The 16,654-nt window shown below is 59.7% G+C and carries 15 protein-coding genes; 6 read left to right on the top strand and 9 right to left on the bottom strand.

Annotated features, from left to right (window positions below):
- Positions 1-4 precede the first annotated feature (4 nt).
- Positions 5-1,351, bottom strand: coding sequence for an imelysin family protein (locus HNR03_RS10535; RefSeq protein ID WP_259153307.1), 1,347 nt, complete (start codon positions 1,349-1,351; stop codon positions 5-7).
- 233 nt (positions 1,352-1,584) lie between these two features.
- A complete protein-coding gene (locus tag HNR03_RS10530; protein ID WP_222588229.1) occupies positions 1,585-3,636 on the bottom strand; it encodes a bifunctional diguanylate cyclase/phosphodiesterase in 2,052 nt (683 codons plus the stop codon).
- A gap of 1,419 nt (positions 3,637-5,055) precedes the next feature.
- On the opposite strand from HNR03_RS10530, the gene HNR03_RS10525 reads away from it, so the two are divergent.
- Positions 5,056-5,430 carry a DUF6124 family protein gene (locus HNR03_RS10525; protein WP_259153306.1) on the top strand — a complete coding sequence of 125 codons (375 nt, stop codon included), beginning with the start codon at positions 5,056-5,058 and terminating at the stop codon, positions 5,428-5,430.
- A gap of 59 nt (positions 5,431-5,489) precedes the next feature.
- On the opposite strand, the gene HNR03_RS10520 is transcribed toward HNR03_RS10525, so the two are convergent.
- The 3 genes from HNR03_RS10520 to HNR03_RS10510 form a co-directional block, all read right to left on the bottom strand.
- Positions 5,490-6,086 (bottom strand): superoxide dismutase, encoded by a 597-nt coding sequence (locus HNR03_RS10520; RefSeq protein WP_090187617.1) that lies wholly within the window; start codon positions 6,084-6,086, stop codon positions 5,490-5,492.
- Between the two features lie 176 nt (positions 6,087-6,262).
- Entirely contained in the window at positions 6,263-6,865 is a 603-nt protein-coding gene (locus HNR03_RS10515; RefSeq protein WP_222588225.1) for a LysE/ArgO family amino acid transporter, read from the bottom strand.
- A gap of 5 nt (positions 6,866-6,870) precedes the next feature.
- Complete coding sequence (locus HNR03_RS10510; RefSeq protein WP_259153305.1) at positions 6,871-7,272, bottom strand: ACT domain-containing protein; 402 nt, start codon at positions 7,270-7,272, stop codon at positions 6,871-6,873.
- Positions 7,273-7,368: 96 nt separating this feature from the next.
- On the opposite strand from HNR03_RS10510, the gene HNR03_RS10505 reads away from it, so the two are divergent.
- The 4 genes from HNR03_RS10505 to HNR03_RS10490 all read left to right on the top strand — a co-directional run bounded on the left by HNR03_RS10505 (position 7,369) and on the right by HNR03_RS10490 (position 11,324).
- Positions 7,369-8,268, top strand: a complete 900-nt coding sequence (locus HNR03_RS10505) for a LysR family transcriptional regulator ArgP (RefSeq protein ID WP_259153304.1) — start codon at positions 7,369-7,371, stop codon at positions 8,266-8,268.
- 96 nt (positions 8,269-8,364) lie between these two features.
- Positions 8,365-9,357, top strand: a complete 993-nt coding sequence (locus HNR03_RS10500; RefSeq protein ID WP_259153303.1) for an NAD(P)-dependent oxidoreductase — start codon at positions 8,365-8,367, stop codon at positions 9,355-9,357.
- A gap of 119 nt (positions 9,358-9,476) precedes the next feature.
- On the top strand, positions 9,477-10,352 hold the full coding sequence (locus tag HNR03_RS10495) for an ATPase (protein ID WP_259153302.1): 876 nt from the start codon (positions 9,477-9,479) through the stop codon (positions 10,350-10,352).
- A gap of 123 nt (positions 10,353-10,475) precedes the next feature.
- Entirely contained in the window at positions 10,476-11,324 is an 849-nt protein-coding gene (locus HNR03_RS10490) for a cache domain-containing protein (RefSeq protein ID WP_259153301.1), read from the top strand.
- 123 nt (positions 11,325-11,447) lie between these two features.
- On the opposite strand, the gene HNR03_RS10485 is transcribed toward HNR03_RS10490, so the two are convergent.
- Both HNR03_RS10485 and pobA read right to left on the bottom strand, forming a co-directional pair.
- Positions 11,448-12,965 carry an MDR family MFS transporter gene (locus HNR03_RS10485; RefSeq protein ID WP_259153300.1) on the bottom strand — a complete coding sequence of 506 codons (1,518 nt, stop codon included), beginning with the start codon at positions 12,963-12,965 and terminating at the stop codon, positions 11,448-11,450.
- Between the two features lie 79 nt (positions 12,966-13,044).
- Entirely contained in the window at positions 13,045-14,229 is a 1,185-nt protein-coding gene (gene pobA, locus HNR03_RS10480) for a 4-hydroxybenzoate 3-monooxygenase (protein WP_259153445.1), read from the bottom strand.
- A 188-nt stretch (positions 14,230-14,417) separates the two neighbouring features.
- On the opposite strand from pobA, the gene HNR03_RS10475 reads away from it, so the two are divergent.
- Positions 14,418-15,314: a helix-turn-helix domain-containing protein gene (locus tag HNR03_RS10475; protein WP_259153299.1), complete on the top strand. Its 897-nt coding sequence runs from the start codon at positions 14,418-14,420 to the stop codon at positions 15,312-15,314.
- A gap of 9 nt (positions 15,315-15,323) precedes the next feature.
- Here the strand turns inward: HNR03_RS10475 and HNR03_RS10470 are convergent, their stop codons facing one another.
- Together HNR03_RS10470 and HNR03_RS10465 are read right to left on the bottom strand one after the other, a co-directional pair.
- A complete protein-coding gene (locus HNR03_RS10470) occupies positions 15,324-15,500 on the bottom strand; it encodes a hypothetical protein (RefSeq protein WP_167360513.1) in 177 nt (58 codons plus the stop codon).
- Between the two features lie 217 nt (positions 15,501-15,717).
- Complete coding sequence (locus tag HNR03_RS10465) at positions 15,718-16,623, bottom strand: LysR family transcriptional regulator (RefSeq protein ID WP_259153298.1); 906 nt, start codon at positions 16,621-16,623, stop codon at positions 15,718-15,720.
- Positions 16,624-16,654 lie beyond the last annotated feature (31 nt).

The raw sequence follows: 16,654 nt of genomic DNA, 5'->3' as shown, positions 1-16,654 counted from the left end.
TTGATCAGAACTCGTGATCAGCGTTGTCCGGGTTCAGGTCGCTGATGCCCAGTTTGCCGGCGGCGGCTTCGATCGAACCGGTCTGCTTGACCAGCGAAGCAATTGCGTCGCGCACGATCTGGTTACCGGCAGTGTTGCCGGCAGCGATCAGTTGGTCGTAGTGCTCACCCTTGTTGGCGTGATCGACCATGACCTGGATCTTGGCTTCGGTTGCGGCCAGGTCGGCTTTCAGCGTGGCGTCGGCGGCCGGGTCGGCCTTGGCCACCAGGGACGACAGGCTCGCGCCAGTCATTTTGGTGCCGTCGACGCGGGTGTATTCGCCCAGGTACACGTTACGAATGCCCTTGGCATCGTAGAAGTGCGAGTTGTGGGTGTTGTCGCTGAAGCAATCCTGTTCGTCTTCCGGGGAGTTGGCTTCCAGGGAAACCTTCATGCGCTCGCCGGCCAGTTCGCCCAGGGACAGGCTGCCCATGCCGAACAGCATTTTGCGCAGGCCCGTATCAACCGGTTCCGCTTCCAGGGTGGCGCGGTAGTTGTCGGCCACGTTCGGCTTCCAGTTGCCGACCATTTCTTCCAGGTCGCTGACCAGCAATTGGGTCACGGCCTTCAGGTAGGCGCGGCGACGATCGTTGTGACCGCCGGTGGCACCATTGCCTTCCAGGTAGTCGGAGGCCGGGCGGTTGCCGGCGCCAGGGCCGGTGCCGTTCAGGTCCTGGCCCCACAGCAGGAATTCGATGGCGTGGTAACCGGTGGCAACGTTGGCTTCCGAACCGCCCAGCTCGTTGAGGCTGGCGAGTTTTTCCGGGGTGATGTCTTTGACATCGACCTTGTCTTCGCCGACCTGCACTTCAGTGTTGGCGATGATATTGGCCGTGGCGCCCGGGTTACCCAGTGCGTGTTCGTAGGACTTGTCGACATAGTCGATCAGGCCTTCGTCCAGTGGCCAGCTGTTCACCTGACCTTCCCAGTCGTCGATGATGGTGTTGCCGAAGCGGAATACTTCGCTCTGCAGGTACGGAACGCGGGCAGCGACCCACGCAGCCCTGGCGGCTTTGAGGGTGTCGGCGTTCGGCTTGGCGAGGAAGGCGTCTACGGCGGTTTGCAGGGTTTTCGCGGTGGATTCGGCATCGCTGTAAACGGCGAAGACCATGTCGGCGTAATGCGCGATAACGGCTTTGGCGGCGGCTTCGTCGACTTTGCTGGCGGCTGCCGGGGCGGCAGCGGGTGCCGCAGTGCTGGCAGCCGGCGTTGGCGCAGGCGCCGCGGCGGTCTTGTCTTTGCCTTCGCCACAACCGGCGAGGGAAATAGCGATGGCCAACAGACTGGCGGTGGCCAGAGGCATACGAATCATGGCGAACATCCTGCTTCGAGAGGGTGGAATGGCGCAGCAAGCGCGCAAAGCTGCGACATAATGCAAATCTTTCGCATTATGTGTAAAGGGCGCGGTTGGAAATATTTCTTATTCAGACAGGTGTTGTTCATGGATCAAAAGATCGCAGCCTCGTTTCACTCGACAGCTCCTACAGGGGGTTCATGATTCCTGTAGGAGCTGTCGAGTGAAACGAGGCTGCGATCCTTGATCTTCTACAAAATGGCCGCATTGCTGCGTTGCGCCTGCCTGAGGTAGGCGCTCAATTCCCGTGCCGGCAGTGGCTTGCTGTAGTGGTAGCCCTGACCTTCATGGCAGCCTTCGGAAATGATGTAGGCCTCTTGCTCGGCGGTTTCCACGCCTTCGGCAATCACCTGCATGCCCAGGCTCTTGCCCAGCTGGATGATCGCCCGGACGATGGTTGCATCGTCGTCGTCATCGAGCAGGTCCTGCACGAAGCTCTTGTCGATCTTGATCTTGTCCAGCGGCAGGCTTTTCAGATAGCTCAGTGATGAATAACCAGTGCCGAAGTCGTCGATGGCGATCAATGCGCCGGAGCGACGCAGGCTCAGCAAATGTTGGGCGGCGGTGCTGATGTCTTCCATCAGGCCGGTTTCGGTTACTTCCAGTTCCAGGCTGCGCGGCGGCAGACGGTACATTTGCAACAGATTGTTGACCACCCGTGGCAGCTCGGCGTGGTGCAACTGCACGGTGGACAGGTTCACTGCCATGCGCAAATCGGGGAAGCCCTGATCGTGCCAATCGCGCAGTTGTTTGCACGCTTGATCCAGCACCCATTCGCCAATGGCAATGATGGTGCCGTTCTGCTCGGCCAACGGGATGAACAGGTCCGGCGGTACCAGGCCATGCTCGGGATGCTGCCAGCGTATCAGCGCTTCGACGCCCACCACGCGGTGATCGCGGTAGCTGATCTGCGGTTGGTAGACGAGGTAGAACTGCTCGCGGGCGAGGGCGTCGCGCAGGTCTTTTTCCAACTCGCGACGTCGGCGCATTTCGGTGTCGACGCTGGCGATGTAGAACTGATAACGGTTGCGCGAGCGGGTTTTGGCCAGGGTCATGGTCTGCTCGGCCTTTTGCAGCAGCTTCTCGGTGCTGTCACCGTCCTCGGGGAACAGGGTGATGCCGATGGTGGCTCGCAGGCGGATTTCCTGATGATCAAGGGCGAATGCCGCTTCCAGGTCATCGAGAATGCTTTGTGCGAGTTCGGCGGCTTCGTAAGGTTGTTCGATATCGGCCTGGACCAGGGCGAACTGGTCGCCACCCAGGCGGGCGAGGGCGCCAAGACGACCGCTGTGAGCCCGCAGGCGATCGGCCAGGGCCAGCAGCAATTGGTCGCCGGTCTGATAACTGAACTGTTCGTTGATGCCTTTGAAATCGTCCAGGCCTACCACCAGCACCGCGACCCGACGTTGCAATTTGCCGGCGTCGACCAGGATCTTGTCCAGTTGCTGCTGCAATTGCTGGCGGTTCGGTAAACCGGTGAGGAAGTCGTACTGGGCCATGCGCAACAGGCTGTTTTCCGCCTCGTGACGCAGGTGGGTGTTGCGTTCGATGGATTCGAGCAACTGGTTGGCGGTGCTGATCCAGATCCCCAGTTCGTTCTTTTCGTGGCCTTTGAGCTGCGGAATCTTGTGTTCGCTGGGGCGGTCCGGGTTGATTTCGGTCAGGTGTTCGATGATGCGCGACAGCGGTTTGGTCAGCAGCCAGTGGTAGACCAGGTACAGCACCAGGCCCATGGCCAGGGCGCGCAGTACGCCGGAAATGAAGATGATCACCGAGCTGACGATAAACCCCTGGCCGTAGGTGGCGGTGTCGAGGGTGATGCTCAGGTCGCCGTAATATTCGCTGTAGGGGCCTCGGCCGACGAGTTGGGTGGTGAAAGTACGCTCGTTGCCGAGGATCAGGTCGGTCAGCCAGCGACTGTGCGAATGCTGCAGTTCGCGAGATTTTTGCGCGAGCATGGCTTCGTTGGGATGGCCGATGGAGGCCTGGCGCACGGCGTCGTCCTGGAACAGGCCTTCGATGACCTGCATGCCCATTTCCCGGTCCAGGCTGTAGACGGCCTGGGTGGAGGGGTCGCGGAACATGTCGAGGATGCGTTGGGCATCGTTGGCCACGGCCTGGCGTGTTTTATAGGCATCGAAAACGATCTGGGCGCAGCTCAAGACTACGCCGACGATCAATGCCGACAGGAGTACGACCCGGAGCAACTTCACCGACAAGCTGTTCTTGAGTTCCAGCTTCAAAGGGTTATTCCTTGTTCCGTGCGGGTAGCATCAAGTTGCCATGAGTATTGGCAATCCTGTGACGGCAGTCAAAGGGACATTCAATCACAAGGGAGTTGTCTGTGGGCTTGGACGATTTGCTGTTGTTTTGAGTCTTTGCCCTATTTGTACTGTGTCGGTTGTTGGGGCCTTCAACTTGAGCGGGATTGGGATATTTTTCCTTACTGGTTGATGGTAGCCGGGTATGGCGTTGGGGCAAGGGGCTGAACGCTGGTTTCATTGTCGGAAATTGTCACTGGGCTTTGGCTGTTTTTCGTGTCGGCCTTTGGGCCGACCATGTTTTGGGGTTGACCGGGTGTATATCCGTTGCTGCGGTAACGGCGACTTAGGGTTTCGCCCTGACGGCGACTCACTTTTTTTGACAGACGCCTCAAAAAAAGTAAGCAAAAAAAAGGCTCGCCCCGGCGTCCGGCCCCTCGCTGGGGCTCGGCGTCCCTTCGTTCCGGCATTCATCTGGGGGCATCGCCTCCGGTCTGCTTCGCGACGACCTCCTCTCGATGTGTTCGACTTCGTCGAACGGCGCTACGCGCCTGCCCCCCAGATGAACGCCTCCACTCAGCCTCCCGAAGGGGCGGGTAGATCAAAAGCCAGATCAAGAGCTGCAGGCGAGCTACCGCTCGGCCTGTTGAGTGGTTAGGAGCGGGCGGTAGACACCGGTCTATTGTGGGAGCTGGCCTGCCAGCCGACCAATCTCTTGCAGGTGTACCCGGTCAACTGTGGGAGCTGGCCTGCCAGCGATGGCGGCCTGTCAGCCAACCAGTCTCTTGCAGGCGCACATCGAACCCTGTGGGAGCGAGCTTGCTCGCGATGGCGGCCTGTCAACCGACCAATCTCTTGCAGGTGCACACCAAACCCCTGTGGGAGCTGGCCTGCCAGCGATGGCGGCATGCCAGCCGACCAATCTCTTGCAGGTGCACACCGAACCCCTGTGGGAGCGGGCTTGCCCGCGATGGCGGCCTGTTAGTCGACCAATCTCTTCCTGTTGCCTATTGATCGTTCCCTACGCTCCGCGTGGGAATGCAGCCAGGGACGCTCTGCGTTCCATTTTTGTGTTTAACGATGTGTAAGAAACGCAGCACTTTCCCACGCATTTTTCAGGTTGCCGGGTAGGAAGCCATGTCTCTAACCTCTGGCTGTCGCTGAAACCTCAGCGACCGGGTGTGAGAACCCGACAGGTTAAGAGTTTTAATCGAGCGCCAGTACCACCATAATTGCCGCCAGCTTTTTCGCTGTCTGCAATGCTCTATGGCGGCTGTGTGCGGGCAGACTTCGGTCTGGCCGGGTTGGCTCTTCACCGGTTTCTCACTCCGCACATAGCTGTCACCACTTCGTCGCGTGAGAAACGGCAAGTGATGGCTCCAATTGAGAAAGAGCATATCCATGAATAAGCCAGTTCCTGACCCACCCTTCAATACCGTCACCCCTGAAGCCGAAGCCACCGAAGCCGAAGCGCTCATCAAAGACCGCGAAGCCATAAACCGCGCCCTCGATTACTACCTCGATCCGCCCGAACCCTACAGCGTCAAAACTCGACGCCCGAGCACGATGTTCATGATCGCTCCCGACACGGATACCGAAAGTCTGCTGGCCCAGGCCTGTGAGTCATTGGCTTCTGCCAGTGTCATGGCCAGCGATTTCGCCACAAACCTGATCGGCCCTCAGCGCAACACCGTGTTGGCGATTCAGCAGATCGTCATGCTCGCGGAGTTGGCGGTGAACCGGGCGCTGGATAATGTCGATCCGCAAGGGGCCTGACTTTTTCCAGGCCATAAAAAACCCGGCATAAAGCCGGGTTTTTTTGACTGGTGTCGATCTTAAGCGGTGAAGGTTTTGCCTTCGAACTGCTCAGCCACGAATTTCCAGTTGACCAGGTTCCAGAACGCTTCGACGTATTTCGGACGAAGGTTACGGTAGTCGATGTAGTAAGCGTGTTCCCAGACGTCGCAGGTCAGCAGCGGGGTGTCGCCGCTGGTCAGCGGGTTGCCGGCGCCGATGGTGCTGGCCAGGGCCAGGGAACCGTCAGCCTTTTTCACCAGCCAGCCCCAACCGGAACCGAAGGTGCCGATCGAGGTTTTGCTGAATTCTTCTTTGAACTTGTCGAACGAACCGAAGGAAGCGTTGATGGCTTCAGCCAGTGCGCCGGTTGGTTGACCGCCGGCGTTTGGCGCTAGGCAGTTCCAGTAGAAGGTGTGGTTCCAGACCTGAGCGGCGTTGTTGAAGATGCCACCCGAGGAAGTCTTGACGATTTGTTCCAGGGTCTTGCCTTCGAACTCGGTGCCTGGCACCAGGTTGTTCAGGTTCACGACGTAGGTGTTGTGGTGCTTGTCGTGGTGGTATTCCAGAGTTTCCTTGGAAATGTGCGGCTGCAGGGCATCGTGTGCGTAAGGCAGCGGCGGCAATTCGAAAGCCATGATGATTCTCCTAATCAGGTCAGTTGCGGTGAGCGCAAGGCCGATCACGGGCGGCCAGACAAGCGCCGGGGAGTTTGTACTCTTTGCGGCGCATCGGATCGGATCATAGCACCGGGGGTGCGGCATAACCACGCAACAACTGTGTGGGATAGAGGTTCCAGAGCCTTTTGGAATAATCAGGGGGCGACGATTAATTGAAAGGCCACCGCAAACATCATCACCGCCACCAGCAGATCGAGAATCCGCCAGGTGCTGGGCCGTGCCAGCCACGGCGCCAACCAGGCCGCGCCCAGGGCCAGGGTGAAGAACCACAGCAACGACGCACTGGCCGCACCGACGACATACGCGCCGGGCTCGGTTTGTTGGGCGCCGAGGGAGCCGATCAACAAAACCGTATCCAGATAAACGTGCGGGTTGAGCAAGGTCACCGCCAAGGCGCTGAGCATTACTGCACGCAGTGAGCGAACGGTTTGGTTTTCACCTTGTTGCAGGCTCTGTTTCGAGCAGGCCCGACGCAGCGCCTGACTGCCATACCAGATCAGAAACACCGCGCCACCCCAACGGGCGACTGCCAACAGGGTCGGGTTTTGCGCGAGGACGGTTGCCAGGCCGAATACGCCCGCGGCGACCAATAATGCATCGCAGGCCACACACAGCGCCGCCACCGGCAGGTGATGTTCGCGGCGAAGGCTTTGCGCCAGGACAAACGCATTCTGGGTGCCGATGGCCATGATCAATCCGGCGGCCACCAACAGGCCGTTCACATAACTTTGCCACATAGGTTTTACTCCGCGTTGGCTGCTAGGTCGCGCAGCACTTGCAGTGCGCGTTGGGCGTCGGCCTGACCGACGAATAAATGGTCGTGGTAGTAGCCGGCGATCACGTTGCAACTGATGCTGGCCTGACCCAGGGCCGTGGCGAACGCGGCCGTCAGGCCGACGGCTTCGAGGGCCGAATGCACGTTCAAAGTGATCCAGGCCGCGACGTAGTCGAAGCTGAAGCCGGCCTGTTCAGCGTGGGAACGTTGCAGAATCACCGTCAGGCCTTCCTGCTCGCGGAAGCTGCCGATGATCTCAAGTCCTGCCGGCAACGTGCTGTCGCGCAGGGTGCAAAACACGTATTCGCCGTCGTTGAGTTGCGGGCTCATGCTGCGCAGCAAGGTGGCCAATGAAGTTTCGCCAGCCATGTCGATGTTCCTTGTGAAAGAGTGCTTGCCGGGCATTCTCCGCTGCTAACCTGTATAAGAAAAACCAATCATGCTGATCGCTCATTAGGAAAACTGATGTTCGACTATAAATTGCTTTCCGCCTTGGCCGCCGTGGTCGAGCAGGCTGGATTTGAACGCGCAGCGCAGGTGTTGGGGTTGTCGCAGTCGGCGATTTCCCAGCGGATCAAACTGCTGGAAGCGCGAGTCGGCCAGCCGGTGTTGGTGCGGATCACTCCGCCAGCGCCGACCGAGATTGGTCGGCGCCTGCTTAACCACGTCCAGCAGGTGCGTTTGCTTGAGCGGGATCTACAGACGCTGGTCCCGGCGCTGGACGAAGAAGGTCTGCCGGAACGCCTGCGAATCGCCTTGAACGCTGACAGCCTCGCCACATGGTGGGCCGCTGCCGTTAGTGACTTCTGCGCCGAGCAGCACTTGCTGCTGGATCTGGTCGTCGAAGACCAGACCGTCGGCCTCAAACGCATGCGCGCGGGCGAAGTGGCCGCGTGCATTTGCGCGAGCGAACGGCCGGTAGCCGGTGCGCGCAGTGTGTTATTGGGCGCCATGCGTTATCGGGCGTTGGCCAGCCCGGCGTTTATTGAACGGCATTTTCCTCAAGGGGTTCGGGCTGATCTGTTGGCGAAAACCCCTGCACTGGTCTTCGGCCCGGACGATTTCCTGCAGCATCGCTACCTTGCTTCGTTGGGGGTCGAGGGTGGTTTCGAACACCATTTATGCCCCTCATCCGAAGGCTTCATCCGCTTGACCGAGGCCGGTCTCGGCTGGGGCCTGGTGCCGGAATTACAGGTGCGCGAGCAACTGGAGCGCGGCGTTCTGGTCGAGCTTTTGCCAGATAAGCCCATCGATGTGCCGCTGTACTGGCATCATTGGCGCAATGGCGGTCAGCTTCTGGGGTTGTTGACCGATCAATTGGTGCGTTCGTCGAAGCAATGGCTGGTGCCCTGGAAGCAGCCATAAGCGTCAAGCTGCAAGCCGCAAGTGAAGCGCTTGCGGACCGTTTTTAACTTGCAGCGTGTAGCTTGAAGCTCACCGCTGCATTTGTTGGAGCTCTACATGAAAATTCTGGTCACCGGCGCAAGCGGCTTCATTGGCGGACGCTTTGCGCGTTTCGCCCTGGAGCAAGGCCTGGACGTGCGGGTCAACGGTCGCCGGGCCGAAAGCGTTGAACACCTGGTGCGCCGTGGCGCCGAGTTTATCCAGGGCGACTTGAGCGACCCGGAACTGGCGCGCGAGCTGTGTTCAGATGTCGAGGCCGTGGTCCATTGCGCTGGCGCGGTCGGATTGTGGGGGCGTTATCAGGACTTTCATCAAGGCAACGTGCAGGTCACCGAAAACGTGGTCGAGGCCTGCCTCAAGCAGCGCGTTCGGCGCCTGGTGCATTTGTCGTCGCCGTCGGTCTACTTCGATGGCCGCGATCATCTGGGGCTGACCGAAGAACAGGTGCCTAAACGCTTCAAGCACCCTTACGCGGCCACCAAGTTTCTGGCCGAGCAGAAGGTCTTTGGCGCCCAGGAGTTCGGTCTCGAAACCATCGCCCTGCGCCCGCGTTTCGTGACCGGGGCCGGTGACATGAGCATCTTCCCGCGCCTGCTGAAGATGCAGCGCAAGGGCCGGCTGGCGATCATTGGCAACGGCCTGAACAAAGTCGATTTCACCAGCGTGCACAACCTTAACGAAGCATTGCTCAGCAGTTTGCTGGCCAGCGGTTCGGCTTTGGGCAAGGTCTACAACATCAGCAACGGCGCCCCGGTGCCGTTGTGGGATGTGGTCAATTACGTCATGCGCAAGATGGATGTCCCACAGGTGACGCGCTACCGTTCCTATGGCTTGGCCTACAGCGTTGCCGCGCTCAACGAAGGGGTGTGCAAGCTGTGGCCGGGCCGTCCCGAACCGACGCTGTCGCGACTGGGCATGCAAGTCATGAACAAAAATTTCACCCTGGACATCAGTCGCGCCCGGCATTATCTGGACTACGATCCGAAGGTCAGTCTCTGGACGGCCCTCGACGAATTCTGCGGCTGGTGGAAGGCTCAGGACCTTCGCTGACTGTCCGGTTGCCCGTCTGCCAGCACTGAACCGAGTTTGCGGTTGAGGGTCAATCCGTCGGCAGTGGGGTTTATACTCGCCGCATAAAGCCATCACCGCGTTCCACAAAGGTTGACTCAATGTCCATGCGTAACGATGCCAACGACGACTTCGACGATGTCCCAAGCCTGCGTGCCGACGTCCTCGACGACGATGATTTCCCCACCACTGCGCGCACTTCCGTGCACTCGCGGCCGGTGCCTGTCGTCAAAGTCAAAAGCGCCAGCACCGGTCCGTTGTGGGCGTTGGTCGGCGCACTGTTCTTTGCCTTCGCAGGCCTTGCCTGGTGGAGCTTCCAGCAGATTTCGCTGATGGAACAGCAACTGGTGGCGACCCAGGAAAGTTTCGCGCGCATCAGTGAGGAAGCGGCGGGGCGCTTGCAGGATATTTCCGGCAAAGTGGTCGCCAGCCAGACCAACGTCAATAGCGACAGCGAAGCCTTGAAGCTGCAAATCAAGCAACTGGAAAGCAAACTCCAGGACCAGAGCCAGCAGCAGCAAGGCGTGGTCGGCCAGACCTCGGAGCTGGACAAACGCCTGGCGCAGATGACTGCGCAAACCGCCGATCTGGATAAGCGCCTGGCGCAAATGACCGCCCAGAACACCGAGCACCAGACCGCCAATACGCAATTGCAGGCGCAGGTCAAAGCCCTGAGCAGTGAATTGGCCGCGCTGAAAAGTGCCTCGGACGACACCAGCAAATTTGACGCGCAGCTCAAAAGCCTGGGGGCCGACATCGTCGCTCTGAAGAAACAAGGCAACCCGAGCGCCGCCATCGAGCGTCTGGAACAAGAAATGATCGTGCTCAAAAGCGAGCAGGACAACCGCCCGGCCGTTGCGCAAGGCGCCACCAATATCGCCGAGTTCGACGCCTTCCGCGGCCAGACCACCCGCAACATCAACACCCTCCAGGCGCAGATCCAGAATCTGCAACAGCAGCTGCGCGCCCGGCAGTGAGGCCTGAATCATTCCCGGGCAGTCCGGGAATGATTTCCTTACACACTGCGATTCGCTGAATATTCATACATATCCCATTGCCGTCTACGCTCTTGAAACACTGACAAGAACGGGGGATGGACAATGGGGGTTCTGCACAAGTTGGCGGGGCTGGGCGCGATGCTGTTGCTGTGCCTGGGGCAGGTTCATGCCGCCACGGCGCAAAAGGACGACAGTCAGGCAGCCAAGGCCTTGCTGGAAAAAGCCCTGGCTTACTACCACGACAATGGCGACAAGGCGTTCGCCGCCTTCAGTCGTCAGGGCGAATTTGTCGACAAGGATCGCTATGTCTTCGTGGTCGACACCAAAGGCGTGATGCTCGCCAGCGGCGGGCCATCTTCGGCATTGATCGGGCGTGATGTGTCCGAAACCCTCGGGCCGGAGTTGCAGAAAGCGTTCAAGGACGCCTTGAGCGTGCCGGAAGGCAATGGCATCCAACAGGCGGAATATCGCTGGCAGAACTGGTCCGACGGCAAGGTTGAACGCAAGCATGTGTTCTACCAGCGCGTCGGCCAGCGGATTCTGGCTGTGGGTTATTACCTGCCACGTGCCTCAGCGGAACAGGCGATGGCTTTGCTGAACAAAGCGGCGACCGATCTGGTCAAGGACGAAAAGGGCACGCTGAACGCGATCAACTCGCTCAAGGGCGGTTACTTGCAGGATGACCTGTATGTGTTTGTGGTCGACCTCAACACCCAACGCTACGTCGCGCACGGCACCAACCTGCGGTTGATCAATACCGACTTCGGCAAGATCAAGGACCCGGAAGGCAAACCGGTGGGCGAGCCGATCCTGGGGTTGATTGCCAAGCAGGATTACGGCGAATACGAATACCGCTGGAAAAACCCGGTGACCGGCAAGGTTGAAGACAAGCATGCGTACCTGAAAAAGGTCGGGCATTTTCTGGTGGCGGTCGGGTATTACAGCCCTTGAATGGCGGTGCCTGACAGACCGCATTCGCGAGCAAGCCCGCTCCCACAGTTGACCGCGATCTCAGAATCAATTCGGTCTAATGTGGGAGCGGGCTTGCTCGCGAAGGCAGGCGACTCGGTCCCACTATCGGACCTTATCCTCGCGCCCCCGCAACACCATATTCGGCATCACAATCGCCGCCGCCAGCCCCAGCAACGACACCGCCGCGCTGACCATCAGCAAATGCCGGAAGGTCAGCAGCAGTCCCGCGCGCAGGGCATTCTGCGCATCGCCGGGTGCGGCATTCAAACCATCGAGCAACACATTCCCCGAGTGGCCCTCGCCAATCATCGACGAGCCGGCCAGGTGGGCAAAACTCGAATCCTGCAACAACGCCAGCAGCAACGCTGACATCAATGCCACACCCACCGCGCCACCCAGGGAACGAAACAGGTTGGTGGTGCTGGTCGCGACGCCGATATCGCGCTGCTCAACCGAGTTCTGTGTGCCGACCAGTGACGTCGGGAATTGCATGCCACTGGCGATACCGCTGAGCAACATAAACAGACTGCTCAACAGAAAAGCCTGGGGCGGGCTGAAGGCCATGCCGAGAATAGAGATCGGCATCAGCACCGCCCCGGTCAGGATCATCGGTTTGTAGCGCCCCGTCACCGACGTGCGGCGCCCGGCGAAATACGCGCCAATCGGCAAGCCCATGGCCAGCGGCAACAGGTGCAGCGCGGCGCTGTCGGCCCCGGCACCCGTGACGCTCTGAAAGCGCAGTGGCATCAGCACAATCAGCGAGATGGCCTGGAAACTGGTGAAGAAAATCGTGCACCAGCACAGGAGCGCGTTGCGGTTGGCGAACAGATGCATCGGCAACAACGGCTCACGCGCCCGGCGTTCATGCCAGACAAACAGCGCGAGCACCAACACCGCGCACACGAGCAGGCTCAACACTTCGGCACTGCGCCAGGAATGGCCTTGCCCGACCTGAGTTATACCCAGCAACAAAGCGGTCAAGCCGATGATCATCAGCAAGGTGCCGAGGTAATCGATGATCGGTTTGCGTTGCGGCACCGGCAGCCCGACCAGCGTGCGATTGGCCACCAGCCAGGCACCGAGGCCCAGTGGCAGGTTGATCAGAAACACCCAGCGCCACGACAAATACTCGGTCATGTAACCGCCCAGCACCGGACCGGCGACGCTGGCCACCGCGTACATGCTGCTGAAATACCCCTGATAACGACCGCGTTCGCGGGGCGGGATAATGTCGCCGATGATCGCCTGGCTGACCGAAATCATCCCGCCCGCGCCGATGCCCTGAAGAATCCGCGCCAGCACCAGTTGTTCCATGCTCTGGGCCATGCCGCAAAACAGCGAAGCGATCGTGAACAGGCCCATACCGAACAGCATCAACTTGCGCCGGCCATACAAATCGCCGAGCTTGCCGTAGATCGGCACCGCCACGGTCATCGCCACCATGTAGCCGGAGATCACCCAGGCCAGCAGGCTGACGTCCTTGAATTGCGCAGAAATGGCCGGCATCGAAACGGCGACGATGGTTTGGTCCAGCGCGCCGAGGAAAATCGCCAGCATCAGAGCGATCAACACGCTGCGGATGGCCGGTTTAGGCGATTCAGGCTGGTTTAGATTGGTCACGGGTAAAGACCTGCGGGCAGTGATTGACCCGCAAGGGCAAGGCGAGCGGGGATGCTCGCCAGTGTAAGTCGGTAGCAGGCTATTCGATAGCCTCATAAGGAAGGCCTACGTAATTTTCTGCAATGGTTTTGCGACCGGCCTCGGAGTCGACGAAGTAATTCAGCTCCGACTCGCTGATGCGCTGGCTGAAGGCGTCGTGATCGTCAAAGCGGTGCAGCATCGAGGTCATCCACCACGAGAAGCGTTCGGCTTTCCACACCCGGCGCAGACAGATTTCCGAGTACTTCTCCAGCAAATCCACGCGTCCTTCGCGATAGACCTTGAGCAAGATCTTGAACAAGGTGCTGACGTCGCTGGCCGCCAGGTTCAGGCCTTTGGCGCCGGTGGGCGGGACGATGTGCGCGGCGTCGCCGACCAGGAACATCCGTCCGTACTGCATCGGTTCAACCACAAAACTGCGCAGCGGCGCGATGCTTTTTTCGATGGACGGGCCGGTCACCAAGGTGTTGGCCAACGCAGAAGGCAGGCGCGCTTTAAGCTCATCCCAGAAACGCTGATCCGACCAGTCCTCGACCTTTGCGTCCGCCGGCACTTGAAGGTAATAACGTGTGCGGGTGGCCGAGCGCATGCTGCACAAGGCAAACCCGCGCTCGTGGCGGGCGTAGACCAGCTCTTCATGGACCGGCGGCGTATCGGCCAGGATGCCGAGCCAGCCAAACGGATAAACCCGCTCGAAGACGTTCAGGCAATCAACAGGAATCGACTGTCGCGCCACGCCATGGAAACCGTCGCAACCGGCGATGTAGTCGCAATCGAGGCGATAGGTTTCGCCATCCTTTTCAAATGTCACAAACGGTTCGGCGGTTTTCATCCCGTGCGGTACGACGTTGGCGGCTTGATAAATCGTCTGCGCGCCGGCCTCCCGACGAGCGGCCATGAGGTCGCGGGTGACCTCGGTCTGACCATAAATCATCACGGTTTTGCCGGCGGTCAGTGCGTGCAGATCGATGTGCACCCGACGGCCGTCGAGGGCCAGTTCGAACCCACCGTGGACCAATCCTTCGGCATCCATGCGCTGTCCCACGCCGGCCTCACGCAACAGCTCTACCATGCCTTGTTCAAGGACTCCGGCGCGGATGCGTCCGAGCACGTAATCCGGGGTCTGGCGTTCGAGAATAAGGGTGTCGATGCCGGCGTTGTGCAGCAATTGGCCGAGCAATAAACCGGCGGGGCCGGCGCCGATGATGGCGATTTGGGTTTTCAGCGTTTTCATTGTTTTTATGACTCGCAAGCTTCACACGGCCCAGGCCGGTGAATGATTTTTATGGATCGAGTGCTTGCATTTTTCCCTTGCGGGTCTGTCAATTGAAGGTGAAAACTGAGCCGATACCTGTACATTCTGCCAATCGGTGCGATTATCGCCCGTAAACCTCTGAGGCCTGGATTGAAGTGATGAACAAGCCTGACCTGCCTTCGATTCCAGTGTTCAAGCTCTACGGTGAAAGCCTGGACTGGCCGACCCCCGACTTGCTGCACTGTGAAACCATTTCCAAACGCAGCCGCGAACATCAATGGGAAATCAAACCCCATCGTCACGCCGATTTGTGTCAGTTTCTCTTCGTTTTCAAAGGTCAGGCAGAGCTTGAAATCGAAGGCAAACGCACTCAGTTGACTGAGCCGACCGTTCTGGTTTTGCCGCCGTTATCGGTGCACGGTTATCGTTTTTCCGAGGATGTCGAAGGATTTGTCGTAACGCTGGCCGCGCCGTTGGTGGCCCATCTTCAGGCGCAGTTGGGCAGCTCGGTGAGCACACTGACCCAGGCCGAAAGTTATCCGGCAGGCAAGGACGGCGACTACCTCAACAGCCTGTTTTCGGCGTTGCAAGAGGAGTACACCGGCCACCAACCGGCACGCGAGATGCTGATGCATTCGCTGGTCAGCGTGATCATGGTCTGGGTCAGCCGCCAGGTGATTTCCCGTCGCAACGCCAGCCAGCGACCGCAACGGGCCCGGGAATACCTCAACGGCTTTATTCAACTGGTGGAAGAAACCTACCGTCAGCACGTCAAGGTCGAAGACCTCGCGCATAGGCTGGGGATTTCCGTGTCCCACCTCAACGGCACCTGCCGAGAGCTGGCGGGGCAACCGGCGTTGCAGATCATGCACGAGCGTCAGTTGCTGGAGGCCAAGCGTTTGCTGACCTACACCAGCATGACCATTTACGAAATGTCCGACGTGTTGGGGTTTTCCGATCCCACCAACTTCACGCGTCTGTTCCGACGTCGAGTGGGGATCTCGCCCAAGGCGTTCCGCGACCGCTTGAAGGCCGATCAGGACAACGAGGCCTGACCGCTTTCGTCACCGAAGGGCGTTGAGGGTCGCGTTGTGGGGGATGCAGCGCTCGAAGTTACAGCTCGCATAGTCGCGGGGCAGTTGCCGCAACTGCTCCACGCGCCAGGCGGCGGTGCCATACAGCGCCAGCGTTGCCGCGCAGGTGATGAAAATGGCGAGGTATCTTCTTGTTCTGGTGTTCATGGCGTGGACCTCTGAACGAATACCCTTCGGTATTACTTTGAGCATAGGTCAGCGCCACTGAGTTGCCAGCAAAACGGCTCGTGTATGTAACCCGACATTCAGAACACTGATATCCCCTGTGGGAGCGGGCTTGCTCGCGAATGCGTCGGTACATCCAGCATTGATGCGACTGATACACCGCTTTCGCGAGCAAGCCCGCTCCCACAAGGGAATCCGGTTACAGGCCGATATCCCACTCCGGTTCTTCCGGGAATCTCGAAACAAGAAAATCCAGCAGGCTGCGCAGCGCCGCCGGCATGTGCTTGCGTGAGGCGTACACCGCGTAAATGCTCATCTGCCGTGGCTCGGCATCGGGCAGCAGTCGCACCAGTTCGCCGCTGTGAATATTCACACCGGCCTGATAAGTCGGCAGCATCGCCACGCCGGCTCCGGCGAGGGTGAGGCGCAACAGCGTGCTGGCTTCGTTGGCGCTGATGCTGCCCTGCACGGGCACCGACACCGGTTCGCCATCCTGATCGAAGTGCCAGAGGCTTTTGCCGAAGTAGGAGTGCGTCAGGCAGTTGTGCTGGCTCAAGTCCTCGACCCGTTGCGGCGTCGGGTGTTGGCTCAAATAAGCGGGGGAGGCGCAGATCACCGAGCGGCAGACCGTCAACCGCCGGGCGATCAGGTTCGGGTCCAGGTCGTTGCTGGTGCGGATGGCCAGGTCGATGCGTTCATCCACCAGGTTCACGGTGCGGTCGAGCATCTGCAGGTCGATGCTGACGCCGGGGTAGCGTTGGACATACGCCGCCATCGCCTCTGCCAGTTGTGCCTGGCCAAACGAGGTGCTGACGCTGATCCGCAACAGGCCGCGTGGCGCTTCATCCGGCTCGCTGACGGCGGCTTGCATGTCCGTGGACAGGTCGAGCATCTGCCGGCAGCGCGGCAGGATTTCGCTGCCGGCGGCGGTCAGGCTCAATTTGCGCGTGGTGCGGTGCATCAGGCGTGCGCCGACCCAGTCTTCCAACTCCGCCAGATAACGCGACACGACTGGCCGTGACAGGTCCAGATGATCGGCGGCGGCCGACTGGCTCCCCAGGTCTACCACCGTGACGAATACGCGCATTGCTTGAAGACGATCCATGATTTGCCCGATTTTAGAAACAAACTATGTT

Source organism: Pseudomonas sp. JAI111, from assembly GCF_024809425.1.
Lineage (GTDB): Bacteria > Pseudomonadota > Gammaproteobacteria > Pseudomonadales > Pseudomonadaceae > Aquipseudomonas.
This window is presented reverse-complemented; position numbering and strand designations above follow the sequence as displayed.

What these genes read in the sequence shown, in the direction of transcription:
- HNR03_RS10500 (WP_259153303.1), top strand. Translation starts at nt 8,365, where the DNA reads ATGAAAATTCTGGTCACCGGCGCAAGCGGCTTCATTGGCGGACGCTTT.
- HNR03_RS10495 (WP_259153302.1), top strand. Translation starts at nt 9,477, where the DNA reads ATGTCCATGCGTAACGATGCCAACGACGACTTCGACGATGTCCCAAGC.
- HNR03_RS10520 (WP_090187617.1), bottom strand. Translation starts at nt 6,086, where the DNA reads ATGGCTTTCGAATTGCCGCCGCTGCCTTACGCACACGATGCCCTGCAG.
- HNR03_RS10465 (WP_259153298.1), bottom strand. Translation starts at nt 16,623, where the DNA reads ATGGATCGTCTTCAAGCAATGCGCGTATTCGTCACGGTGGTAGACCTG.
- HNR03_RS10505 (WP_259153304.1), top strand. Translation starts at nt 7,369, where the DNA reads ATGTTCGACTATAAATTGCTTTCCGCCTTGGCCGCCGTGGTCGAGCAG.
- HNR03_RS10515 (WP_222588225.1), bottom strand. Translation starts at nt 6,865, where the DNA reads ATGTGGCAAAGTTATGTGAACGGCCTGTTGGTGGCCGCCGGATTGATC.
- HNR03_RS10510 (WP_259153305.1), bottom strand. Translation starts at nt 7,272, where the DNA reads ATGGCTGGCGAAACTTCATTGGCCACCTTGCTGCGCAGCATGAGCCCG.
- HNR03_RS10470 (WP_167360513.1), bottom strand. Translation starts at nt 15,500, where the DNA reads ATGAACACCAGAACAAGAAGATACCTCGCCATTTTCATCACCTGCGCG.
- HNR03_RS10490 (WP_259153301.1), top strand. Translation starts at nt 10,476, where the DNA reads ATGGGGGTTCTGCACAAGTTGGCGGGGCTGGGCGCGATGCTGTTGCTG.
- HNR03_RS10525 (WP_259153306.1), top strand. Translation starts at nt 5,056, where the DNA reads ATGAATAAGCCAGTTCCTGACCCACCCTTCAATACCGTCACCCCTGAA.
- HNR03_RS10535 (WP_259153307.1), bottom strand. Translation starts at nt 1,351, where the DNA reads ATGATTCGTATGCCTCTGGCCACCGCCAGTCTGTTGGCCATCGCTATT.
- HNR03_RS10475 (WP_259153299.1), top strand. Translation starts at nt 14,418, where the DNA reads ATGAACAAGCCTGACCTGCCTTCGATTCCAGTGTTCAAGCTCTACGGT.